Below are 23834 nucleotides of genomic sequence, written 5' to 3' on the forward strand. Positions count from 1 at the left end.
ATGGGTGTGATCAGACATGTGGCGGCGCTCCGGTGGGAGGGGGTCGGTGTTGGCGGGACCGTATGTCCGCCGGCGCGCCGCACCGATGGGGCGCGCGCCCAAACCTCCGCGACGCTCCCGTGCCCTCGCCACAAACCGGGGACGGCCCGCGCAGCAGTTCCCTGCCGCGGGGCCGATCCGGTCGCCGTCTACGCCGCCGTGAGGCCGGCGCGCGGCATGCGATTGAGGATCTTCTCCGCGCGGTCGGCGAAGTCCGCGTCGACCTGGACCTCGTACCGGTCGGCGCGGGTGTCCGCGGTCGAGGCGAAGTCGCGCTGACCACCGGTCGCGGAGTGGGCGATCGCGCCCCAGATCGCGCCGAAGATCACGCCGATGGCGAGGCTGTAGCCGAGCACGCCGAAGAAGCTGCCGGAGTCGACCGTGAAGAACAGGCCGAAGAGCAGACCCCAGAAGAGCCCGAGCAGCGCGCCCGAGCCTGCGCCGAGCAGCGCCGCGTTGCCGGTCGTGACGCGGCGCGAGACCTGCTCGACGTAGCGCAGGCCGGTGCCGACGATCCTGACGTGCTCGACCGGGAAGTCGCGGTCCGAGAGGAAGTCGACGGCCTGCTCGGCAGCCTCGTAGTTGGTGACGACGGTGATCGTGCGCCGGCTGGCGGGCGGCGCGAAGTCGGTGGCGCTCATCGCTTGGCGCGCTTGTGCTTGCGGCCGCGGGAGACGAGCACGACGGCCATCACCCGGCGCAGCCAGGGATGACGATGATGGAGCTTGGGCAACGGAGCCTCACTTGGTGGTGGGTTGGCGTGACTGCGAAGCGGCGGACGCGTACGCGTCGACCGCCTTGGTGAGCTCGAGGATCTGGTGTGAGAGGTCGAGCAGTTCGCGGTTCTGCCCGTCCTCCTCCTGCACCATCTGCCACTGCTGGTTGGCCGCCACCTGGCGGACGGCGTCCGCGCGGTTCTGGCTGATCATCACGAACGTCGAGAGGAAGATCGCCTCGAGCGAGACGATCATCGTCAGTAGCCCGTACGGGTACTTCTCGACGCCCAAGCCGATCCAGCAACCGAACCAGACGACGTGCAGGTAGACGAACGTCATCGAGCCCGAAAAGCGCGTGATCGCGTCCGCCATGCGGTTCTGCACATCGGCCGCGCGGTCCTCGGCGTGCTTGACCTGCGCCGGGGCGATCGGCTGCGGGAGCTTGGGCGGGACGACGAACCGCCGGAGTGAACGAGAGCTGGTCACAGCACAGCGAACGTATGGACGCCGGGCGCGGCCTGTTAGACGAACGGCGCACGCCGGGCATCACCGCGAGTGATCGCAACCAGCTCGGAGCGGCGTTGTCATTGAGGGTGTAAGCGACGCGTATGCGCCCGCTGCCGATCGGCTCTAGCGGCGAGCCGATCCAGCCCTAGCGTGGCTTCGTCCGACCCAACCGATCCCTGAAGGAGGTCACTAGATGACCGACGACCGACTCCGCAGCGACGCCCAGGACGAGCTCCGCTGGGAACCGAAGGTCGACGACGCGTCGATCGCCGTCTCGGCGAACGACGGCGTCGTGACGCTGCGCGGAACCGTCGGCAGCTTCCGCGAGAAGCGCGAGGCCACGGCCGCGGTCAAGCGCGTCTACGGCACCCAGCGCGTCGACAATCAGCTCCAGGTCAAGCTGCTCACCGCCGATCGCCGTGCGGACGCCGACCTGCGCGCCGACGTGCTGCAGGCGATGATCCTCGACGCGCTGATCCCGAGCACGATCGACGCGAAGGTCGACGACGGCGTCGTCACGCTCAGCGGAACCGCGCACCTGCATTTCGAGCGCGACGAGGCCGAGGAGGTGGCCGGCAACATCAAGGGCGTCACCTTCGTCGCGAACCAGGTCGAGCTGATCGCCCCGCCGCCGTTCGCGGACGACGTCAAGCAGTCGATCAAGCGGGCGATGGAGCGCGACGCCAAGCTCGACGCCGAGGGCGTGCGCATCGAGAGCGCCGACAACGGGACGGTCAAGCTCACGGGCAGCGTCCGCTCCTGGGCCGAGCACGATGCGGCCGTCGGCGCCGCCTGGGCCGCACCCGGCGTCAAGTCCGTCCACGACGACTTGTTGATCGCCTACTAGCCGCTGACGCCGACGAGTCGTTCGGCCGCGGGGCAGCGGCCGAGCGGCTCGGCGCATTGTGGCGAGTCCACAAGCGCGCGCCGAAGTTCGTTCGCGAGAGCCCATACGCCGGCGGCCGAGCCGCTCGTAGCTTCCCGCCATGCCACTCACCACCGGAGATTTCCCGCCTGTCGACCCGGCCACCTTTACCCAGATGCCGTACCGCGAGCGGCTCAGGACGCTGTCACGGCACTGGGCCGAGTACGGCTTCGGCGCGCCCAAGATCACGATGGTGATCTACATCGCCAAGCTGCTGTTCTTCTACGTGCTCGGCGGGGCGCTCGTCGCGACGCTCACGTCGGGGCTCGATCCCCTGCACCCTGCTGCCTGGTGGGACGACGTCGTCGTCTACCAGAAGGCCGTGCTCTGGACCGTCCTGCTCGAGTGCATCGGCGTCGCCGGCTCGTGGGGTCCGCTGGCCGGGCATTTCAAGCCGATGACGGGCGGCATCCGCTACTGGGCTCGCCCGCGCACGATCCGCCTCCCGCCGTGGCCCGACACCGTGCCGGGAACGCGCGGCGACGCTCGCACCCGCGGTGACGTCGCGCTCTATCTGGCGCTGCTGGCGAGCGTCGTCGTCGCGCTCGCGCTGCCGACGGTCACCACCGCGTCGATCGTGCCGATCATCGCGCTGCTGGTCGTCGTCGGCCTGCGGGACAAGATCATCTTCATCGCCGCGCGCGGCGAGCAGTACCTGCCGGCGCTGGTCTTCTTCGCCTTCTATCCGGTCGTCGACATGATCGTCGCGGCCAAGCTGCTGATCGTCGTCGTGTGGACCGGAGCGGCGTTCTCCAAGTTCGGCCGCCACTTCGCGAACGTGATCCCGCCGATGGTCTCCAACACGCCGTGGATGTTCGTCAAGGCGATCAAGCGCGCCCACTACCGCGACTTCCCGCGTGACCTGCGCCCGTCCGAGCGCGCGGTCGGCCTGGCGCACGTGGGCGGCACGTTCGTCGAGTTCGTCACGCCGCTGGTCCTGCTCTTCTCGCACAACCCGACGGTCACCGTGGTCGCCGCCGTGGTGATGATCGGCTTTCACCTGTTCATCATCTCGACGTTCCCGCTCGCCGTGCCGCTGGAGTGGAACGCGCTGTTCATCTACATCACCGCGTTCCTGTTCCTCGGTCACCCGAACCACGAGGGCTTCGGCCTCGGCGACATGGACCCGGTGCTCCTGGTCGTCACGGTCGTCGGCCTCGTGTTCTTCCCGGTGCTCGGCAACCTGCGGCCGGACCTCGTGTCGTTCTTGCCCTCGATGCGCCAGTACGCGGGCAACTGGGCCTCGGCGATGTGGGCGATGGCACCGGGCGCCGAGGCCAAGCTCGACGAGCGCCTGATCAAGGGCGCGCCGATGCAGAAGGCGCAGCTGAGCGAGATCTACGGCGCCGAGGCGGCCGAGGTCGTGATGCAGCAGACGCTCGGCTGGCGCTCGATGCACAGCCAGGGCCGCGGCCTGAACTCGGTGATGATGACGACGCTCGGCGACGACATCGACCACTACACGTTGCGCGAGGCGGAGTTCTCCTGCAACGCGATCGTCGGCTTCAACTTCGGCGATGGGCATCTGCACGACCGGCGGCTGATCGAGGCCATTCAGAAGCGTTGCGAGTTCGCGCCGGGCGAGTTCATCGTGGTCTGGGTCGAGTCCGAGCCGGTCGGCAACGGCCGCCAGCAGTACCTGGTCATCGATGCCGCGGTCGGGATCGTCGAACGGGGCAGTTGGGCCGTGACGGACGCCGTCGCCGAGCAGCCGTGGCTGCCGGACGGGCCGATTCGCACGCAGGTCGAGTTCAGGTTGGCCGGCTACCAGCGCGCCAGCCACGCCGCGAAGGCACTGGTGAAGGCATGAGCACCGCCGTGGTCGTCGGCAGCGGACCCAACGGGCTCGCCGCTGCCATCACCCTCGCCGCCGAGGGCGTCGATGTCACCGTCCTCGAGGCGGCCGACACGCTCGGCGGTGGCACGCGCAGCAGCGAGCTGACGCTGCCCGGCCTGATCCACGACGAGTGCTCGGCCGCGCACCCGCTGGCGGTGGATACGGCCTTCTCGCGCCGGTTCGACCTCGGCGCGCACGGGCTGACGTGGCGGTGGCCGGAGGTCCAATACACGCACCCGCTCGACGACGGCGCCGGCGCCGCGGCCTACCGCTCGGTCGAGGAGACGGCCGCCGGGCTGGGCCGCGACGGGAGGCGCTGGCAGGCGGTCTTCGGTCCGCTCGCCGCGCGCTTCGACGACATCACCGCCGACTTTCTGCGTCCGATGCTGCACGTTCCCGAGCATCCGATCGCACTGACCCGGTTCGGCGCTCTGTCAGCCCTGCCGGCGGCGCTCCTTACGCGTCTCTTCGCGGGCGAGGAGGCGCGGGCGCTCTTCGCCGGGGTCGCCGCGCACGCCTTCCGGCCGTTCTCGGCGCCGATGTCATCGGCCATCGGCGTCGCCCTCGGCACGGCCGCGCACCGCTACGGCTGGCCCGTCGCCGAGGGCGGCTCGGCCGCGATCAGCCGCGCCATGATCTCGCTCGCGGAGGCGTCCGGCGTGCGCTTTGAGACGGGCGTCGAAGTGCGCTCGCTCGCCCAACTCGGCAAGCAGGACGTCGTGATGCTCGACGTCGCGCCCGCCGCCGCCGTGCGCATCGCCGGCGGCGAGATGCCCGGGCGCATCGCGCGGGCGCTGTCGCGCTATCGCCACGGGCCGGGGACCTTCAAGGTCGACTTCGCGATCGAGGGCGGTGTGCCGTGGACGCACGAACCTTCCCGCCGCGCCGGCACCGTCCACGTCGGCGGCAGCGCACGCGAGATCGCCGCCGCCGAGCGCGCCGTCGCCCGCGGGCGGATGCCGGAGCGCCCGTTCGTGCTCGTCTGCCAGCAGTACCTCGCCGACCCGAGCCGCTCGCGAGGCGACGTGCACCCGCTCTACGCCTACGCGCACGTCCCGGCCGGCCACGCGGGCGACGTGTCAGAGGCGATCGAGCGCCAGATCGAGCGCTTCGCGCCCGGCTTCCGCGAGCGGATTCTCGCCCGCCACGTTCGCAGCGTGCCCGGCATGGAGGCGCACAACGCCAACTACGTCGGCGGCGACGTCGTCACCGGCGCCAACAGCGCGCGGCAGCTCGTCTTCCGCCCGCGCGCAGCCCTCGACCCGTACGCGACCGGCATCCCCGGCGTCTACCTGTGCTCGGCGGCGACCCCGCCCGGCGCAGGTGCCCACGGCATGTGCGGCTACAACGCTGCCGGCTCGGCGCTGCGCGCCGTCCGGCCGAGCGCTTCCGTGACCCACGAGGCTCTGGCATGATCGCAGTGGGCGCACCGGAGCTACTCATGTTGCGCGGTCGACGAAGAGAATGCGCGGTACTCGACGGATTGCTCGCGAACGCGCGGGCGGGCCGAAGCGGGACCCTGGTCCTGCTCGGCGATGCGGGGGTCGGCAAGACGGCGCTGCTGGAGTATGCGATCGACGCGGCGTTCGATCTGCGGACGCTCCGCGCGGTCGGGGTCGAGTCGGAGCGAGAGCTGGCGTTCGCCGCGCTACAGCAGTTCTGCGCACCCCTGATCCACTGGCTCGATCGCCTCCCTACGCCGCAGCGCGACGCGCTCGCGATCGCGTTCGGTCTGCGCCGGGGCCCCGTGCCGGATCGGTTCATCGTCGGCCTGGCGGTGTTGAGCCTGCTCTCCGAGGCCGCGCAGGAGCGGCCGCTGCTGTGCGTCATCGACGATGCGCAATGGCTGGACCGCGCCTCCGCGGACGTTCTGGCGTTCGTGGCGCGCAGGGTGCTCGCGGAGTCGGTGGTGATGCTCTTCGCCGCGCGTGAGCCGAGCGACCGGTTCGCCGGTCTAGCGCAGTTGACCATCGGGGGACTCCCGGATCCCGACGCGCGAGCGCTGCTCGCCTCGGTGATCCCGGGGCGGTTGGACGAGCGGGTGGTGGATCGGCTGCTGGCGGAGACGCATGGGAATCCGTTGGCGCTGCTGGAGCTGCCACGAGGGCTCACCGCGGCGCAACTGGCAGGCGGGTTCGCGATCCCCCGACCGCTGTCGCTGCAAGGGCGGATCGAGCAGAGCTTCCTGCAGCGGCTAAAGGCCCTGCCGCCGAACACCCAGCGGTTGCTCCTGACCGCGGCAGCTGAGCCGCTCGGTGATCCTGCGCTCCTGTGGCGTGCGGCCGAGCGACTACAGATCGCCGGCCTGGGACTCGAGCCTGCCGTGTCGGCCGGCCTGCTCGAGGTCGGTCAGCGGGTACGGTTTCGCCATCCGCTGGTGCGCTCCGTGGTCTACAGGACGGCGACGCCGCCTGAGCGGCGGCGCGTCCATCGAGCCTTGGCCGAGGCCACCGACGCACAGGTCGATCCCGATCGGCGCGCGTGGCATCTGGCGGAGGCGGCGGAGCGCCCGGACGAGGCCGTCGCCACCGAGCTCGTACGGGCGGCCGATCGAGCCCAGGCGCGGGGCGGCCTGGCCGCCGCGGCGGCGTTCCTGGAGCGCGCGGCCGCGCTCACCCCCGAGGCCGATCGCCGCGCCCGGCGATCGCTGGCCGCGGCGCAGACCAAGTACGAAGCCGGCGCCCTGGATGACACGCGCGCGCTGCTCGCCACCGCCGAGGTCGGCCCGCTCGACGACCTCCATCGCGCGCGCGTGCACCTGCTGCGTGCTCAGGTCGCGTTCGCCGCGCGCCGCGGCAGCGACGCGCCCCCGCTGTTGCTCAGGGCCGCTCGCGAGCTCGAAGCCGTCGACACCGCGCTCGCGCGCTCGACCTACCTGGAGGCCCTTTCCGCGGCGATGTTCGCCGGCCGGCTGGCCCGTGGCGGCGGAACGGCTGAGGTGAGCGCGGCCGCGCTGGCCGGCCCGCCGCCGCCGCAGCCCCCGCGTCCGTCAGATCTCCTGCTCCAAGGGCTGGCGGTCCGCTTCACCGACGGGTACGCGGCGGGCGCCCCGATCCTCAAGGAGGCGCTTCGCGCGTTCGCGCGGGAGACCATCCTGCCGCCGCAGGAGGCTCGGTGGCTCTGGTTCGCGAGCCAGATCGCGCTCGATCTGTGGGACGACCACACTTGGACGCTGCTGTCGACGCGGCAGCTCGACCTCGTGCGGGAGACCGGGGCGCTGACGGCGCTGCCCTTCGTCCTCACGACGCGCATCAGCGTGTTCACGTCCTTCGGCGAGCTGGGCGCCGCCGTGGCGTATGAGGAAGAGCTGCGGGCCGTCACCGAGACGACCGGGATCGCTCCCGGCCCCTACGGCGCGCTCTCACTGGCCGGATTGCGCGGTCGTGAGGCCGAGTTCATACAGTTGATCGGAACCACCGTAAAACAGGCGGAGGCGCGAGGCGAAGGGCTCGCGCTGACGGTTACCGAGCGTTTGAGCGGAGCGCTCTACAACGGCCTCGGCCGCTATGACTCGACGCTGACCGCGCTCTGCCAGGTCGAACGCTACGCCGAGGAAGGCCCGGCGCTGTGGGCGCTTGGCGAGCTGGTCGAGGCGGCCGTCCGTACCGGACAGCCGCAGCTCGCGCATGGACCGCTCGCGCGGATCGCCGAGACGGCCCACGCGAGCGGCACCGACTGGGGCCTCGGCATCGAGGCGCGTTGCCGCGCACTCCTCGCCGAAGGCGACGAAGCCGACGGCCTCTATCGCGAGGCGATCAGGCGATTCGGAAGCACGCGCATCCGCGTGCAGCTCGCCCGCAGCCACCTCCTCTACGGCGAGTGGCTGCGGAGCGAGCGCCGCCGCCTCGAAGCCCGCGAGCAGCTGCGCATCGCGTTCGAGATGCTCAACGCGATGGGGATCGAGGCCTTCGCCGCGCGCGCGGAACGCGAGCTGCTCGCCACCGGCGTTCGCGCCCGCAAGCGCGCCGTCGAGACCCACGACGATCTGACCGCGCAGGAGACCCAGATCGCGCGGATGGCGAGCGAGGGGCTCTCCAACGCCGAGATCGGATCGCGGCTGTTCATCAGCCAGCACACGGTCGCCTATCACCTGCGCAAAGTGTTCGTCAAGCTCGGCGTCAGCTCACGCAGCCAGCTCTTGCGGGCCTTGCCGCAGGGGGCGTGAAGCGGGCGGGCGCGTGCGGCATGGCCACGCGCGCCCGCGCTTCTCACATCACGGGTTGGTGACCCGGATCTCGTTCGTCACGCCGACGACGCCGTGCAGGCCGGCGACGTCCTCGTACGCGGCATTGCTCTCGAACTGGTAGCTGGCATCGCCCGTGAGCGTGACCCACCCGTCCTGGACCTTGACGTCCACGGCGTCGGCGGGGACCTCCACGTCCCAGACCAGCAACTGCAGCGCGATGCCACGGATCTCGTCGTCGTCGCGCCGGTCCGCTCCACGCAGGCTCACCTTGAGCTGGTTGTCGACGTCGTAGACGGCTTCGACGTCGAGCGCGTCTTCGCCGGCGGCGCGGCGCTGGCGGAAGCTCTCCACGGTGCCCCGCAGCGTGACCGCCCCGCCATCGGCGTCGACCGCGATCTCGAGCGAATCCGGGATCCTCGGATCCAGATCCAGGTTGGCCAGCACGGCGTCCCCGAGCGGAATGTCGGTGAACATTGCATCCTCCTTTGCTTGGTAACGACCCGGCGAGGTTTGGGCGACCAGCGGCCCGCTCGCGAGAACTCTTGGCACCCGGTCGTATACAGCGGCGAGTTAGGTCGGACTGTCAGCTCCGCGATCAGACCACTGTCAAGTCTTGCGATGCGAAAGGCCGGTTCGGGGACGTAGCGTCAAGCGCGGATCGAATGCGAATGGAGGTTCGTCAGATGTTCCCCACCAACCGCCACGCGGGGCTGTTCGCGGCCCGTGCCCAGGCTCATGCGCTCGAGACGTGGCGAAGCGCCGAGCAACTCGTCTGGACGAGATGGCACGGCTTCCTGGACGCCGAGCCGGAGACGCGCGCGTGGGCGTTCGCCGCCTACGTGACGGCGCTCGACCAGGAGTCGGCCGCCGCCGCGGAGCTCGCCGGCACTTGGCTCACCCGCGCCGCCTAGGCGTGACCGCGATCGGCCGCGTCGGCCGGTACGAGATCCGCCGCGAGATCGGCCGCGGCGGGATGGCAACCGTGTACCTCGCCTACCAGCCGGACCTCGATCGCGAGGTGGCGCTGAAGGCGCTGCGTGTGGGCGAGGCGGGTGACGCGCGTCGCTTCCTGCGCGAGGCACGGCTCGCGAGCTCGCTCGTGCACCCGTCGATAGTGACGGTCCACGACTACTTCGAGGACGCCGGCACGCCGTACATCGCGATGGAGTACCTGCCGCGCGGGGCGCTGCGCGCGCACGTCGGCCGGCTCACGCTCGCGCAGATCGGCGGCGTCTTGGAAAGCGTGCTCGGCGGGCTCGCGTTCGCTGCCGAACGCGGCGTCGTGCACCGCGACCTCAAGCCCGAGAACATCATGGTCTCGGACCTCGGGCGGGCGAAGGTCGCGGACTTCGGCATCGCCAAGGCGACCAGCTCGGCCACCGCGAATCTCACCACTGCCGGCGTGACCCTCGGCACTCCGCGCTACATGGCCCCGGAGCGCGCGCTCGGACAGGACGTCGGCCCGTCCAGCGACCTCTACTCGGTCGGCGTGATCGCGTTCGAGTTGCTCGTCGGGCGGACCCCGTTCGACGAGACGGTCGAGCCGGTCGCCGTCCTGATGCGCCAGATCAACGATCCCGTTCCCCCGGTCATCTCACTCGTCCCGGACGTGGGTTCCGAGCTCTCGGGCTGGGTCGCGCGCCTGGTCGAGAAGACGCCGGCAGAGCGCACCGCGTCGGCCGTCGTGGCGTGGGACGAGCTCGAAGCGATCCTGCTCGATCAGCTCGGCCCGCGCTGGTCGCGCGCCGCGACGCTCCCGGCGCGTCCCGCCGGACAGACCAGTCCGATGCTGCTCGTGACGGGCCGCACGCCGCAGCGAGGGGCGGGCGGCGGCCGGCGGGCGGCGGCAGCGGTGGGCGAGCCGGCGCGCACGCTCGCGCCATCGACCGTCCCGCTCGCGCGCCGTCGTCGCCGGCGCTTCTCGCTGGCGGTGATCGCGCTCGTCGCGATGGGGATCGCGCTCGCGGCCGTGACGTCGGACCGGCTCCGCGACCGCGGGACGACCCCGTCCGAGCAGCTCGGAACGCAGGTGTCCGACCGGCGTGCCGATCTCGCCGCGGCGCGAAGCAACGGCGACCGGGCCTCCGCCGCCGACGCGCTCGCCGGCGAGTACGCGCACGCGGCCGCCGGAGCGAGTCCGTCGAAGGCCCGTCGGCTCCGGCGCATCGCCGACGCCTACGGGCGCGCCGCTGAGGCCGCCCGGCGCGAGGACGGCAGCGACTACGACGACGCGCTTGCCACGGCGCGCCGCGACGAGCGCGCGCTCGGTGCGGGCGACTCCGAGTCCGACGGCGGCGGCGAGAACGAGCCCGACGAGAACGACAACGGCGACTAGGGACGAACGTCAACTGCGCCGGGTGGGGGAGGGGGAGTGGCGAGCCACCCGTTCCGGGCTGCCGTGAGTTCGCTGCTCGGCTCGGCTCTCTTGGCCTCGAAGTGCCAACGTAGTGCTCGATCAGGTTCGCGCTCGCGACGCGAGCGTCGAGTTTCTCGCGCTCTGCTCACGAAAGTCGACGCTCGTTCAGCATCCCACGTGTCACGTTGCCGTGGGCGGGGTGATCGGCGTGCGTGAGAACGCCCTTTCTGTCTCCGTGGCCCGTACCTCGACGGTCAGTCTCGACCACCGCCCGAGGTGGGAAGGCCGGCCACCCAGCGGTTCACGGCGAGCCAGCGAACGGCTCCATCCACCGCAGCGGCCCCCTCCCTCACCGGAGCAGTTGACGTTCGTCCCTCTAGCGCTTGCGCGCGGCCTCTTCGGGGGTGATCAGCCGCAGCTTCTGGACGCCTGTGGCGAGTCGCTGCAGGAGGCCGCGCGCCTCGTCGAGCCGCAGCTGGTAGCGACCGCGGTACTGCGCGGCCGGTCGCTCGATGTCGGCGATCCACTCGCCGTAGTGCCGCGGGTCGTCGATCGGCAGTCCGCGCGCGACGCGCTGCTGCATCACCGCCTTGGCCTGGTCGAGGAACCAGTCGAGCTGCAGTTCCGGCTTGTCCGGATAGCCCGCGTACGCGCCCGTGTTCCAGATCCCGGTCCGCATCTGGAAGAACCCGACCGAGTCCGCGTCGCCGTAGTTGAGGTCCGACAGCCCGGACTCCACCAGCGACGCCATCACCGGCAACTCCGCGGGAAGGCCGCGCGCCTGAGCACGAGCGGCCATCCACCCGGCCAGCTGCTGCTTGCTCGCACCGGCGCCCGGGTAGCCGCTTCCCGTCGGGACGGGCGGTGCTGCGTCGAGCGCCGCGGAATCTTTCGCGACCCGGTCAGGGTCCTCGAGATCGTCGCGATCTGGACCGCGCTCGTCTTCGTCCGGTTCGTCCTCGTCCTCGTCCTCGTCCTCGTCCTCGTCTTCGTCCTCGTCTTCGTCCTCGTCTTCGTCCTCGTCCTCGTCCTCGTCCTCGTCCTCGTCCTCGTCGTCCTCGTCGTCCTCGTCGTCCGCGTCGTCCGCGACGTCCGCGTCCTCGTCGTCGTCGTCCTCGGGCTCGTCGTCGTCGGACGGCGGATCGCTGTCGGAGGGATCGCCGTGGTGCGATGAGCCGCCGACCGGTTTGGCTTCGCCGCCGCCGCCGCCGGCCGGCGGTGGGTCGTCGAACCCGATGTGGAGGTGGTCCTGGTGGTCGGCGTCGGTGAAATACGCGGAACCCGGGAGCGCCCACGGGGAACCGATCTCGGTGGGGCGAATCGCGGGGTCGAGCCTCGAGAGCTCGACGGCGATCTGTCGGGCGATCGCGTTCCCGGGCCCGACTGGGCGGCCGTCGATCGCGGCGATGTCGACGGCGCGGCCGTAGGCGTGGTTCGACACCGACCCGCCGGCGGTGAGCCGGTCGTGGTCGGAGCGCATCGCCGAGATCGTCAGGCGATGCTCCCCTGACAGGTGGTCGAGCACGCTGACGATGCGCGGGTCGATGCGTCCCGCGCGCAGGTCGGCGACACCGTCGGCGTCAAACGCGAGGTTGTGGTTCTCCAGCACGCCGGTCGTGGCGGCTTCGGCGCCGTCGGCGACGCCGAGCAGAGCGACCGCTTCGGCGGCTGTGCCGAGCAGCACGCCGGCGAGGCTGGAGCGGGACTCGCGGGTCGCGAGCGACTCGAGCGGTGAGCCGCCCGCGGCGAGATACGCGGCGCGAAAGGCCGGGTCCTCCAGCAGCCGCTGCAGCAGCTCGTCGGACATCTCAGACGAACCGGCGAACGACGAGCGCGGCCCCGATCGCCGTCCCGAGCACGAGCCAGACGATCCGCGCCACACGCAGCCCCCGGCGCTGCAACAGGTCGGTCGCGATCTGCTGGCCGTCACGCGGCGCGATCGGGTTGAGGTTGAAGAACGCCCCGAGGTAGGCGCCGAAGGCAAGCTGGAAGAACACGTCGCGCGTCGCGCCTGCTGCGCTGGCGAGGCATGCCAGCGAGAACGCGCCGCCCAGGATCAGATCGGAGCACGGGCCGGCCGCGCTGACCGCGACCCGCCGGCGCCGCGGCTCAAACCAGGCGTCCGACGTGTCCACGTACAGGTACGGAAAGACGAGGACGACCTTGAACCCCGCCTCGCGCACCGGCCGTCCGAAGTGGGTCATCACCAGGCCATGGGCGGTCTCGTGCACGCTCGCGATCGCCAATCTTCCGACCACGAAGACGACCGCGCCCAGCCCGACTTTGCGCGCCACGACGAACGGCGTCCCGTAGCGCGCGACGACCAGCGCGACGAACGACGCCAATCCGGCGACCGCGACAGCGAAGAACACGGCGAGCGCCGGCGGGGAGAACAATGCGGGCCGATACAGCCGCGCGAAGCGGCGGCCGGCACCCGGCCACGACCACGTGCGCGGCGCGAGCAGTCGGCGCAGCAGCGCGCGGCGGCCGGCCGAGGTGGCACCGGGGTCGACGGGACGGGGCTGCGACCCGGAGAGCAGCCCGCGCTCGGCGAGCGAGGCGAGCAGCAGCGCGAGCCGCGACAGCCCGTCGGGGCCGAACCCCTCCACGGCCTCCGCGCTCAGGTCCGCCAGCGAGCGGGACCCGTCGAGCAGCCGGATCAGCGCGGCATCCTCGCTCGAGAAGCGGACGAACGCGCCCGAGCGCAGATCCTTGAGCACCCACCGCCGCGACCCCTCGGATGCCGCCAGGCGCTTGAGCGCGTACCCGCTGCGCAACCGCGGGTTCTCGCCGACGCGCGTCGTGTACGCGGAGGGGACGACGACGGTCGCGCCCGCCTCGTTCTCGCGCGGCACGCGGGCGACCTGCAACTCGCTGTCGCCGAGCCGGATCGAGGCGCCGGCGACCAACGGCGTCGCGGCGACGACGCGGCGGCCGTTCAGCCAGGTTCCGTACGAAGAGCCGGCGTCCTCAATCCGGGCGGCGCCGCCGTCGACGAGGATGCGCGCGTGCACGCGTGAGACCGTCGGGTCCAGCAGGAGGACATCGCTCGGCGGCGAGCGGCCGATCGTGAGCTCGCCGGCCAGCGCCACGCGGCGACGGTCAGGCAGGACGAGTTCGAGCACTCTCACACTGGACCACACGGCGGCACGGTGTTCGATCGTCTCCGCCGATCCGGCGAGATCCGCACCAGATTGCGGATCAACGCGCGGAGCAACAGGATCAGGGGACGACCCCGATGAGCTCTCAATCGCTGTGGCGCACACCGCGTACGCGCGCCCTGCTGTTGGTCGGCACGCTGGGCCTGCTCGGTGCGATCGCGACGCTGGTTGCCCGCGTCTACACGGACGCACTGTGGTTCGGCGAAGTCGGGCAGCCATCCGTGTATTGGAGCGCGCTCGCCTGGCGTGTCCTCCCGGTCGCGTTCACCGGCCTCGGCACCGCCTGCTTCGTGCTGGCGAACCTTGCACGAGCGACCGAGCGAAGACCGCTGATGCTCGCCGCCGCGCTCGCCGCCGGCTTGGCCGTGCACAAACCCCACTGGGAGCAGCTCGCGCTGTGGGCGCACCGCACGGATTTCGGCCAGCGCGACCCGGTCTTCCATCGTGACGCCGGCTTCTTCGTCTTCAACCTTCCGCTCTACGAGCAGACCGCGCGCTGGCTGCTGGAGACCGTCCTGATCACCGCGGCGCTCACCGGCGTCGCCCACGCGCTCGAGCGCCACCTCAAGCGCGCCGAGCGACACCTGCTCGCGCTCGCCGCCCTCGGGCTGCTCGTGAGCGCGTGGCGGCTGCACCTCGACGAATTCGCGCTCGCCCTGCCGCACCGGGGTTCGGTCGTCCCGGGCGCCGCCTATACCGACGTCCACGTCCGCCGGCCGCTCCTGCAGATCGGGTGCGTGCTGTCGCTTGCCGCCGCCGGCTTCGCCGCGTATGCGGCGTTCAGGCGGCTGAACCCGGGCACGCTGCTCGTCCCCGGTCTGATCGTCGCGGTGGCGGTGGCGGTGGCCGGCGGATTGCCGGGCCTCGTGGAAGCACTCGCGGTCTCACCGCAGCCGCTCGCGCGCGAGCGCCCGTACGTCGAGGCGGCGATCCAGGCCACGCGCCACGCCTACCAGCTCGACGGGCTCAAGACGCGCACCCTCAGCGGTCCCGGCCGGCTCACCGAGCAAACGATCGCCGACAACGCGCAGGCGATCGCCAACGTGCCGCTCTGGGACCGGAGCGTCGTGCGCGCCGCGCTCGACGAGACGCACGCGCAGGGCGGCTACTACAGCTTCGCGAGCACGACCGTGGACCGCTACGGGGACCGTCTGCTGACGCTCGGCGCAAGACGGCTCGACGTCGGCCTCCTCGACCAGGCGTCGTGGGCCAACACCCGCTTCGCCTACACACACGGGTACGGCGTCACGGCCGTTCACGGCGGCGAGACCGATCCCGAGCGCTATCCGCGCTTCCAACCGGTCCCGGTCACGCAGCCGCGCATCTACTTCGGCGAGCGCGCAACGCTCGACCCGCCGTACGCGATCCTCAACAGCCGCCGCGCGGAGGTCGAGCAACCGAGCCCGAACCAACCCAGCTACCACTACGACGGCCGCGGCGGGATCCCGATCGGCAACGCGCTGACGAAGGCCGCGTTTGCCATCCGCTTCGACGACCTCGACCTCTGGCTCACGCGCACGCCCACGCCGGCCTCGCGGATCGCCATCCACCGCGACGCGCGCGAGCGAGCGCGAACCCTCGCGCCGTTCCTGGACTGGGATCCGACGCCACAGACCGTCGTCCGCGACGGCCGCGTCCAGTTCCGCTTCTATGGCTACACGCGCAGCGACCACTACCCCTACGCGGCGCCGGTCGACGGCAAGAACTACCTGCGCGCCAGCGCTCTCGCGGTCGTCGACGCGTTCGACGGCCGCACGACCCTGCACGCGCAGGATCCGGGTGATCCGATCCTCGCCGCCTGGCGCAAGACGTTCCCCACCCTGTTCGCCCCGGCGATCTCGAACGACCACTACCCGGGCCGCCTCTTCCGCGCCCAGGCACGGGTCCTCGAGACCCACCACGCCACCGAGGCCACGGCGTTCTGGAACGGCGCCGACGCCTGGAACCGCGCCCGCCAACTGGCCGGTCCGGTCGAGGAGGCCGTCCACCTCCACTTCCCGGACGATAACCGGCAAGCGCTCGGGCGTCCCACCTACCTGCTGACCCGCCTCCCGGGAGAGACGCAACCCCACCTCCAACTGACCGCCGCGTTCACCCCGCGGGGCCGCGAGAACCTCGTCGGCTACCTCGCCGGCTCGCGCGATGGCCTCACGCTCCTCACCTTCCCGAGGGACGACCCCGCGACCGGTCCCACACAGGCGACACGGCAGATCCTCGCCACCGCCGGCGTCGACGAGTCGCTCCAGTTGCTCAACCGCGAATCGACCGACCTCGGCCGGGCCTCGATCAACCGCGCCGTGCTCGGGGCGCCGAAACTCGTCCCGATCGGCGACGCGCTCGTCTACGTCCAGCCCGTCTACGTCACGACGGCGGGGACCGGCTATCCGCGGCTGCAGCTGGTGACCGTCCACGCGAACGGTCGTGTCGGCTACGGCGCGACCCTGACCGCGGCACTAGCGCGAGCAGTGCCCGCCGCTCTGCGATCAGCACGTCGATCGCCACCGCCCAGAACGCGATCGCGAACAGCACGCGCGTCAGCACCGTCGGCACCAGCAGCTGGCCGGTGAATAGCACCAGCATGATCGACGAGTCGCCACGGCTCAGCCGCAGTGCGACCAGCGCCGCGATCGCGTAGAGCGCGACGCCGGCCGTCAGGAACAGCTCGACCCGCTCGCGCCCCGCCATTGGCAGCGGACCGATGCCCGCGCCCACCCGGTACACCAGCGGCAGGCTGCCCAGGGCGAGCGTGTATTGAGACACCGCTCCGGCCAGCAGCACCGCCACGCTTTGTCCGCCGCGACCGTGTGCCAACAGCACGAACGCGACGACCAGCTCCGGCGCCTCCGTCGCCACGGGAACGATCCATTGCAGCAGCAGGAACGGGCTGATCCCGACCGCGGTCCCCGCGGCCAGCACGGCGTTTCCGAACGGCACCGCGGTCAGCAGGATCACACCCGCCGAGAAGGCCATCAGCCGCACCGCCCAGCGCTGCCGCTGCGCGCGCGGCAGCGCGGCCAGCGCCGCCGCGACGCCCTCCGGCTCCGCAGCCGAGCCGCCGCTCCTCAAAGCACCGCGCAGGTAGACCGCGTAGAGCCCGACCAAGACCAACGCATCCAGCAGCGTCAGAACCCCGGACGCGACGCCACGCATCGACCACAAGGACCCGGCGAGCAGCACGCCGAGCTCGAGCCGCTGCGGTGGCTCCACCGAGATCCGCCCGACCCGCCGTCGTGGCAGCAGGGCGACCACGGCCGGCAGCGCTACCGCGCAGCCCAAGAGCAACCGGCTCGCCCCGGTCAGGTTCGCCGCCACGTACTCCGCCTGCCCGGTGAACGCGAAGTGCAGCTCGACGAGGTACTCGGGCAGGATCGCGACGAACGCGACCACGGCCACGACGAGCCCGCGCGCGACGTCGACCTGCGCCGCCTCGCACGCCCATGCCAAAAGGAACGCCGCTGCAACGACCGCCGCGCCGTAGGCGGCGAGCTGTACCGCCACCGGCGCGGGGCCGTCGAGACGCACGTAGAGCCCCGGGAGCGTGCACGCCGCGGTGCCCGCGAGCCTTCGCTGCCAGTCAGGCCAGGGCAACGACGAGCCCGATCGCCGCGAGCACGAATCCGGCGACGACCGCGCGCACCGTCCAGGTCACGAGGTGCTCGCCGAGCGCGACGATCACCGTGGTCGGCGAAGGGGAGGAAGAGGGTGCCGAAGCGATCCCGATCAGCGGGCTCGAGCGCACGAGCCCGCGAGCCACGGCGAACGCGAACACGAGCCGCAGCGCGTCGACGACAGCGTCCGCGCGCTCGCGCGACAGGCCGGCCGAGCGCAGATGCTCGACGAGCTCGCGAACGTCCGCCGCGTCGATCTCAGCGACGTCGCGCAACGCCAGGTCGGACGCGAGGACGTGCGCGAGCGGAGCGCGCAGCTCGCGTGGCGCGTCCACGAGGAAGTCGTCGACCAGGTCAGCGAGCATGGGCAAGACCGACGCGGCCCGGGACGGGTGCCCGGGCCGCGAACGGGTGTCAGTCGTCGATGACCGGCGGCCAGTACGTGTTGATCGTCTGGGCCGTGTGCGCGTTCTGCGCCAGCGCGAGCGCCAGCAGCGACTTGCCGCCCGGCCGCAGGTCGGTGGCATCGGTCTGCAGGCCGCGGATCTGCTGGTTCTCGTCGTCCAGCTGCGGGAGCACTCCCGGCATCACCGTGGCGAACGACACGGCGTCCTCGCCGCCCTCACCCTCGGGGTCGGGCGGCGTGTCGAGCGTGTGCGCGGTGCCGATCGCCTTGTCACGCGCGTCGAGCGTCCAGAAGAGCGTCTTGCTCATCGAGTCGAGGATCGGGACCCGGGCTCCGTCAACGAGCTCGCCGATCGTCGCCGCGACCGCGTGGTAGCTCTCCATCACCGCAAACGACGCCGTGAACTGGTCGGCGACCACGGGCGCGTCGTCGCCGACCTGCGCGTCCTCGGCAACCGGAGGCGGTGGGTTCTTGATGTAGTAGACCGCGCCGCGCCAGGCCGCGGCGAGCTGGCGGCGGATGACCTTGCCGGTGCGGTCGACGCCGGGCGCGTCGTTGTCGTCGACGTAGTCGGTGAGCCGGCCGACGGCATTGTCCACCCGCGTGAGCCGGGTCTGGATCAGCGAGGGGATCACGGTCACGGGGTCGCCGGAGGCGTGCGCCTTCGGGCTCGGCATCTGCGCCGCCGACGCCGGCGCGACGGCGATCAGCGATGCCGCGGCGACGACCGCGGCCAGGGAGGTGATACGAGACAACAGTGCTCCTTTGGGGTTCGTGTGGTTGCGATGCCAGGTCCGCCACTACCGCCGCGCGACGATGAGCGTCCGCCGCACGGTGTGCGCGCGGCGGCCCTGGTCGTCGAGGGCGATCGCGGTGACGCGATAGCGCCCAGCTCGCAGGTGGGCGGGAAGGCGCAGGATGCGCCCGGAGAGCGGGGCGCTGACGGTGCGGCCCCAGACGTGATGCGGGTGCCCGTGCACCATCCGCCAGACGACGATGCGCACCTTCCCGGGCTCTGAGAGGGCGACCCGCAGCCGGCTGCGATGGCCCACGCTGATCCGTCGCGGCGTCACCTGTGCGGCGAGCACGCGCCGCGCAGTCCGGATCGCCGGCGGGATCGTCTGCGGGATGGCGACCGGGTGCAGCATGTCCGGCAGCGGCGGACCCGCCGCCGGCGGCGGTCCTTCAGTGGCGAGCGCGGGCGCCGCGGCGATCAGGGCCGCGGCGCCCATGAGGGGAATGAGCTTGACCATGGTCGGGATCGTCCGTCGTGCCCGGCGGCGATCCGATCCGAGTCGCCGATCGGGCGAGACGCGACGACGAACCCGCATCAGACGGCGTAGACGACGGTGTTGTCGACGTAGTGACCGCTGGAGCGGTCGAACGTCCCGCTGCAGGTGATGAGCCGCAGCTCGGGCCGTTCCGTCGCCCCGTACACCCGCTGGGTGGGGAAGTGGTCCTTCCGGACCTGCTCGCTGCGCTTGACGCGGAACGTGACGCTGGTGCCGTCGCGGCCTCGAATGACGATCCGGTCGCCGCGGCGGAGCTTTCCGAGCCGGTAGAAGACGGCCGGGCCGGTCCTTGAATCGACGTGTCCCGCGATCACGGCCGGCCCACGCTCACCGGGGCGCGAACCGCCCGTCCACCAGCCGGCCTGGTCGAAGCGCTGAGGGACCTCGAGCGCGCCATCGGCGTCGAGCCCGAGGCGGATCAGCGGCGCATCGACGCCGATCGCCGGGATCACGACCCGCACCGGCACCGGCACCGAGGCCGGCTTCGACGGCGCCGGCGGCAGCGTGGCGACCGTCACGGTGGCGACCGGCGGGTGCGACTCCGGCGCCTGGACGGCGCGGGTCGAACCGCATCCCGTGACCGCCAGAACGGCGGCGACGGCGATCACGGGTTTCATGACAGGCGGCGCTTGAACGCGAGCAGGCCGCCGGCGCCGGTCAGGAGCAATCCGCCGACGAGCAGGGGGGAGTTGCCGTCGTCGGCGGTCCCGCCGAGCCCGGTGGCGACGCCGCCGCTGGGGACCGCCGTGCCGGCAGGGGCGACCTGTGTCGCGGTGTCGTCGTCATCGTCGTCGTTCTCGCCGGCCAGGGCAGGCGCGGAGGAGAGCGCGAGCGCGGCGAGCGTGGCGGCCAGGACTGAGAGGGTCTGCGTCATGGCGTGAATCGTTCGCCGTGACCTGCCGGCTCCTGGGGCGTCGCGCGCCCCTTGGGCACCGCGGCGAGCCCGGGCGCGCTCCGCCGCGGCCCAAGAGTCGGTGGCATGCATACTCGTTGTGACGACAGGGAATTGAGCGAGCGCCAGCGTGCAGGCGACGCACAGGCCCGCGAGGCCCTGATCGAGCGCTATCTGCCCCTCGCACGCAAGCTCGCGCTGCGCTACCGCCACTCGCCTGAACCGCTCGACGATCTGATCCAGGTCGCCTCGCTCGGCCTCGTCAAGGCGACCGACCGCTGGGACCCGAACCGCGGCTTCGCCTTCTCGACCTACGCCGCACCGACGATCCTCGGCGAGCTGCGCCGCTACTTCCGCGATCGCACCTGGGCCGTCCGCCCGCCGCGCGAGCTGGCCGAGCTCGCGTTCGCGATCGAGCGTGCCCGAGAGCGGTTGACCGCCGGGCTCGGTCGCGAACCGACCGCCGCCGATTTCGCCACCCATCTGGACCGTCCGCGCAGCGAGATCGTCGAGGCCCTGCGCGTCGGCCACGCCCACTGGGCGATGTCACTCGAGGCCCAGGTCAGCGACGAGCTGCCGGCGGTCGCCGAGTTCGTCACCGAGGCCGACCATGGCTACGACGAGGTCGAGGGGCTCGCGGTGTTCGACTGGCTGCTCGCGCCGCTCGCCCCCCTTGCCCGCGAGGTGCTGCGCCTGCGCTTCGACGCCGGGCTGCGCCAGTCCGAGATCGCCCGCCGCGTCGGCTACTCCCAGGTTCACGTCTCGCGCATTCTCCGTAGCGCACTCACGACGCTCGCCGCGCACGTCCACGCAACCGACTTCGGTTACGAGCTCGTCGGCTGACCCGCTCGGCGCCGTGCCACCGCGGCATCATCGGCAACGAGCGCTGAACGCGCACACGGCGAGCACGTTGACGCGCGGTACACCGTCGCGCCAACGCAGCGACAGCAGCACCGACGCAGCGTCGTTGTCGGCGCGCAACTCGTGCAGGCGGCCGTCGCCGTTGACCCGGTGCACGAGCACGTACCTGCCGTTCGGCAGGCCGGTCAGCGGCAGGTACTGGCCCTCGAGGTTCGCGTCGTACGCGTCCCCGTAGCCGGGCGAGATCCCCTCCTCGATCCCGAGCCGCGCCGGCTGTCCGAGTCCGCAGCGCGAGGTGTAGCGCTTCCCCTCGGGGCTCGACGTCGCCGCGTAGCGGTCACCGAGGCAGAACCCGGTCTTGCGATCGCGCACGACGACCTTGCCGCCCACCGTGGTGAGCGCGTAGCGCTGGAACGCGAGCAGGTGCCAGTGCCGGTGATCGGGCGAGACGACGTAGCGCAGCGAACCGACGTCGTTGACGACAGCATTGGGCGCACCGGCCTCGGTGATCACCTGGTCAGCGACCATCTCGTCGATCGATCGCTCGCTCCGATGGCCGGAGATGATCAAAGGGCCGGCGCCCACGTTACGCACCGCGGAGCGGAATCCGAGCCGGTACTCACCGCCGGCGCGGGTGATCACGAGCTGCGACGGCGCCTCCTGCTCGAGGTCGGGAAGCAGCGGGGACCCCTGGTCGCGCGGGCTGATCGCCCACGCACCGGCGGCCAGCAGCAGGGACAGCATCAGCGCGGGAAGGACACGAATCAGCATGCGGCGCCGCACCCCCCGCGTGTTCGACGTTGGCCGTCGCGAATGATCGAAGCGAGCAGTGACCCGGAAGACGGGTCAGAGCGCACGTCCCAATCGAGTACGCCCGTGCCCGCCTGGTGCACCTTGCCGCGGCTGGGGAGCTGCGACCACGTGACGACCGAGATCCACGGCAGCTCCGCGAGCATCGCGCGCAGGGAGTGCAGCCACTGGACCCGCCCCGCGTAGGCGGTGTTGACCTCGGTCAGGATGACCGGCTTCCCGAACGCGGCCCTAAGCCACCGCAGCCGCGGGACGAACCGCGCCACCGGATACGACTTGACGCCACCGAAGTCGATCATCGTGGACCCCACCGCGTCCACGTAGCGGCGGCCCGGCCAATACGCGCGCAGCCCTCCTCTCCACGTGCGAACGTCCTCGTAGAGGTTCGGATTCACCGACCACACGAAGCGGACGTTCGACGCACCCGCCGCCTCGAACACCCGCACCATCCGCCGCCAGGCGTAGACGTACGCCCGCGGTCCGCGGCTCCAGGGATACCAGTAGCCGTTCATCTCGTGGGCGAAGCGCAGGTAGACGACCCCGCGGAACGAGGCCAGCGATCGGGCGAACCGCAGCATGTAGCGGTCCTGGGATCCGCGGGCGATCTCGATGTTCGTCAGGCCCGGCTGCGGGCGGGCCTGCAGCGCGGTGCCCCAAGACGCGGGCACCGGCCGCCACGGCTCCCACGACACCAAGAGCCGCCGCACGCCGATCCGGGCCGACTGAGCGAGCCACGGATCGATCGCACGCCCGCTCGAGAACGCCTCGAACTTCGCCACGAGCTGCGGCGCCTCGCCGACGCTGCGGGCCCAGTCGTCGACCTGCCATGGGTCGACATAGACGCCGAACACGCGCCGCGGATCGCGCGCCGGGCGGGGCCAGGGGGACTCGGCCGCCACCTCCACGGTGTGCTCTTCGCGCGCGGCGAGAACCACCGAGCGCGCCGGCAGCGCGAGCGCGACGAGCAGGATCAGCGTCGCGCTAGAGGTGACCAGGTTCAGCCAGAACGGCTTCATGCGGCAGCTCGTAGGCGGGCTCGAGCACCCGCGTGGACCAGGACTGGTGGAGCATGGTGGCGAACGCCAGGATCCGGATCGGCACCATCACGAACGTCAGCTGCAGCGCGAACAGCGGCAGCCGCAGCACATCGCGCGGGCGCCGGCGCAAGTGCGGGATCTGGCGGACGCCGATGCTCACGACCATCCCCGCGAAGGCGAGCAGCAGCTCGACCCCCAACGCCTGCCCGTGGCGCCCTCCGCCGCCGGACATGACGTGGGCGATCCCCAAGGCCACGACCGCGTACAGGGCGAACGGGGTGAGGATGTCGGTGGCGAACGTCGCGCCTGCGACCGGCCGCTTCCACAGCCAGCGCAGGCTCAGCACGGTCTCGCGCTGGCTCGAGCGCCCCCAGCGCAGTTGCTGGCGCCAGAAGGTCCGCCAGTCGCCCGGCGCGTCGGTCCAGACCAGCGCAGTCGACTGGTAGACGGTCCGCCAACCGCTCCGCAGCAGCTCGTTCGTCAGGACGCGGTCGTCACCGACGCTCAGCGGCATCCCGAACACGGTCTGACGCACCAGCGTCATGACCGCCGGCTCAAAGGCGCTCCGGCGGTACGCGATCGTCCGTCCGGCCAGGCACCCGACCTGCCCGAACACCGATTGCGCGGGGACCGTGACGAGGTAGCGGAGATCCTCGATCCAGTCGGCCAGCCGCCGGACCGGGTCGTCGCCGACGTCGAAGATCGCTTGGCGCGGCGTGACGCCGCCCACGCGCGGGTCCGCGAACGGCCGAAGCAGCTCGCGCAACGTTCCGGGCGCCCAGACCGTGTCTGAGTCGAGGACGACGACGACCTCGGTCGACGAGCACGCGGCCGCGAGCCCGGCGGCCATCGCCGCGCGCTTGCCGGCCTTCGAGATCCGCAGCACGCGCGTGCAGTACTCCGCGGCCACCGCCGCGACCGCCGGATCGCCGCCGTCGACGATCGCGATCAGCTCGAACGGGTTCTCCGCCACCACGCTCGCCAGCGAACGCCGGAAGACGGCCTCCGGCTCGCGGAAGACGGGCACCAGCACGGTCACCGACAGCGGGGGAGCCTCCCCGGCGAACGGCCGGTAGCGCCGCGCGGCCAGGGCTTTCAGCACCCACACGGCCCAGACGTACACAAAGAAGACCATGAACGGCGTGGGCGCGCTGCCCCGTGCGGTGGCGAGGGCGTCGCGGAAGAAGCTGAACACGCCTCT

21 protein-coding genes and 1 pseudogene are annotated in these 23834 nt (G+C 71.6%); 8 read left to right on the forward strand and 14 right to left on the reverse strand.

Annotated elements, in window-relative coordinates; all coding sequences use genetic code 11:
* Positions 1 to 188: 188 nt before the first annotated feature.
* The gene (locus tag OM076_RS06420; RefSeq protein WP_270038658.1) at positions 189 to 680 is read right to left on the reverse strand and encodes a general stress protein; all 492 of its coding nucleotides are present in this window, start codon (positions 678 to 680) and stop codon (positions 189 to 191) included.
* A gap of 99 nt (positions 681 to 779) precedes the next feature.
* The gene (locus OM076_RS06425; protein WP_270038659.1) at positions 780 to 1241 is read right to left on the reverse strand and encodes a DUF1003 domain-containing protein; all 462 of its coding nucleotides are present in this window, start codon (positions 1239 to 1241) and stop codon (positions 780 to 782) included.
* A 214-nt stretch (positions 1242 to 1455) separates the two neighbouring features.
* Between OM076_RS06425 and OM076_RS06430 the strand changes: the two genes are divergently transcribed.
* The 4 genes from OM076_RS06430 (at position 1456) to OM076_RS06445 (ending at position 8189) form a co-directional block, all read left to right on the forward strand.
* The gene (locus OM076_RS06430) at positions 1456 to 2109 is read left to right on the forward strand and encodes a BON domain-containing protein (RefSeq protein ID WP_270038660.1); all 654 of its coding nucleotides are present in this window, start codon (positions 1456 to 1458) and stop codon (positions 2107 to 2109) included.
* A gap of 139 nt (positions 2110 to 2248) precedes the next feature.
* A complete protein-coding gene (locus OM076_RS06435) occupies positions 2249 to 3997 on the forward strand; it encodes a DUF3556 domain-containing protein (protein WP_270038661.1) in 1749 nt (582 codons plus the stop codon).
* A complete protein-coding gene (locus OM076_RS06440; protein ID WP_270038662.1) occupies positions 3994 to 5439 on the forward strand; it encodes a phytoene desaturase family protein in 1446 nt (481 codons plus the stop codon). Before OM076_RS06435 ends, OM076_RS06440 begins: the two co-directional genes overlap by 4 nt.
* Positions 5440 to 5465: 26 nt before the next feature.
* Positions 5466 to 8189 carry a helix-turn-helix transcriptional regulator gene (locus OM076_RS06445; RefSeq protein WP_270038704.1) on the forward strand — a complete coding sequence of 908 codons (2724 nt, stop codon included), beginning with the start codon at positions 5466 to 5468 and terminating at the stop codon, positions 8187 to 8189.
* Between the two features lie 48 nt (positions 8190 to 8237).
* On the opposite strand, the gene OM076_RS06450 is transcribed toward OM076_RS06445, so the two are convergent.
* Positions 8238 to 8684 (reverse strand): BON domain-containing protein, encoded by a 447-nt coding sequence (locus OM076_RS06450; RefSeq protein WP_270038663.1) that lies wholly within the window; start codon positions 8682 to 8684, stop codon positions 8238 to 8240.
* A gap of 209 nt (positions 8685 to 8893) precedes the next feature.
* Between OM076_RS06450 and OM076_RS06455 the strand changes: the two genes are divergently transcribed.
* A complete protein-coding gene (locus tag OM076_RS06455; protein ID WP_270038664.1) occupies positions 8894 to 9121 on the forward strand; it encodes a hypothetical protein in 228 nt (75 codons plus the stop codon).
* 2 nt (positions 9122 to 9123) lie between these two features.
* On the forward strand, positions 9124 to 10545 hold the full coding sequence (locus tag OM076_RS06460) for a serine/threonine-protein kinase (RefSeq protein ID WP_270038665.1): 1422 nt from the start codon (positions 9124 to 9126) through the stop codon (positions 10543 to 10545).
* 397 nt (positions 10546 to 10942) lie between these two features.
* On the opposite strand, the gene OM076_RS06465 is transcribed toward OM076_RS06460, so the two are convergent.
* Both OM076_RS06465 and OM076_RS06470 read right to left on the reverse strand, forming a co-directional pair.
* Positions 10943 to 12373, reverse strand: a complete 1431-nt coding sequence (locus OM076_RS06465) for a hypothetical protein (protein ID WP_270038666.1) — start codon at positions 12371 to 12373, stop codon at positions 10943 to 10945.
* 1 nt (position 12374) lies between these two features.
* Positions 12375 to 13691, reverse strand: coding sequence for an FHA domain-containing protein (locus tag OM076_RS06470; protein ID WP_270038667.1), 1317 nt, complete (start codon positions 13689 to 13691; stop codon positions 12375 to 12377).
* 113 nt (positions 13692 to 13804) lie between these two features.
* Here OM076_RS06470 and OM076_RS06475 point away from each other — a divergent pair, with 113 nt between their 5' ends.
* On the forward strand, positions 13805 to 16294 hold the full coding sequence (locus OM076_RS06475; protein WP_270038668.1) for a UPF0182 family protein: 2490 nt from the start codon (positions 13805 to 13807) through the stop codon (positions 16292 to 16294).
* A 40-nt stretch (positions 16295 to 16334) separates the two neighbouring features.
* Here the strand turns inward: OM076_RS06475 and OM076_RS06480 are convergent.
* The 6 genes and pseudogenes from OM076_RS06480 to OM076_RS06505 all read right to left on the reverse strand — a co-directional run.
* Positions 16335 to 17249: pseudogene (locus OM076_RS06480) on the reverse strand (calcium:cation antiporter family protein); the annotation flags it as partial.
* A 52-nt stretch (positions 17250 to 17301) separates the two neighbouring features.
* On the reverse strand, positions 17302 to 17700 hold the full coding sequence (locus OM076_RS06485; RefSeq protein WP_270038669.1) for a site-specific integrase: 399 nt from the start codon (positions 17698 to 17700) through the stop codon (positions 17302 to 17304).
* Positions 17701 to 17749: 49 nt separating this feature from the next.
* A complete protein-coding gene (locus OM076_RS06490; RefSeq protein WP_270038670.1) occupies positions 17750 to 18496 on the reverse strand; it encodes a hypothetical protein in 747 nt (248 codons plus the stop codon).
* A 45-nt stretch (positions 18497 to 18541) separates the two neighbouring features.
* The gene (locus tag OM076_RS06495) at positions 18542 to 18994 is read right to left on the reverse strand and encodes a hypothetical protein (RefSeq protein ID WP_270038671.1); all 453 of its coding nucleotides are present in this window, start codon (positions 18992 to 18994) and stop codon (positions 18542 to 18544) included.
* Positions 18995 to 19071: 77 nt separating this feature from the next.
* On the reverse strand, positions 19072 to 19650 hold the full coding sequence (locus OM076_RS06500; protein ID WP_270038672.1) for a class F sortase: 579 nt from the start codon (positions 19648 to 19650) through the stop codon (positions 19072 to 19074).
* Entirely contained in the window at positions 19647 to 19907 is a 261-nt protein-coding gene (locus OM076_RS06505) for a GVDTG sorting domain-containing protein (RefSeq protein ID WP_270038673.1), read from the reverse strand. The genes OM076_RS06500 and OM076_RS06505 overlap by 4 nt, the downstream gene beginning before the upstream one ends.
* 132 nt (positions 19908 to 20039) lie before the next feature.
* On the opposite strand from OM076_RS06505, the gene OM076_RS06510 reads away from it, so the two are divergent.
* Positions 20040 to 20768, forward strand: a complete 729-nt coding sequence (locus OM076_RS06510; RefSeq protein ID WP_270038674.1) for a sigma-70 family RNA polymerase sigma factor — start codon at positions 20040 to 20042, stop codon at positions 20766 to 20768.
* 27 nt (positions 20769 to 20795) lie between these two features.
* On the opposite strand, the gene OM076_RS06515 is transcribed toward OM076_RS06510, so the two are convergent.
* The 3 genes from OM076_RS06515 to OM076_RS06525 are packed head-to-tail and all read right to left on the reverse strand — an operon-like array spanning position 20796 to position 23828.
* Complete coding sequence (locus OM076_RS06515) at positions 20796 to 21557, reverse strand: lysyl oxidase family protein (protein ID WP_270038675.1); 762 nt, start codon at positions 21555 to 21557, stop codon at positions 20796 to 20798.
* Positions 21551 to 22612, reverse strand: coding sequence for a glycoside hydrolase family 26 protein (locus OM076_RS06520; protein ID WP_270038676.1), 1062 nt, complete (start codon positions 22610 to 22612; stop codon positions 21551 to 21553). Before OM076_RS06520 ends, OM076_RS06515 begins: the two co-directional genes overlap by 7 nt.
* The gene (locus OM076_RS06525; RefSeq protein ID WP_270038677.1) at positions 22578 to 23828 is read right to left on the reverse strand and encodes a glycosyltransferase; all 1251 of its coding nucleotides are present in this window, start codon (positions 23826 to 23828) and stop codon (positions 22578 to 22580) included. Before OM076_RS06525 ends, OM076_RS06520 begins: the two co-directional genes overlap by 35 nt.
* Positions 23829 to 23834 lie beyond the last annotated feature (6 nt).

The organism is Solirubrobacter ginsenosidimutans, assembly GCF_027587205.1.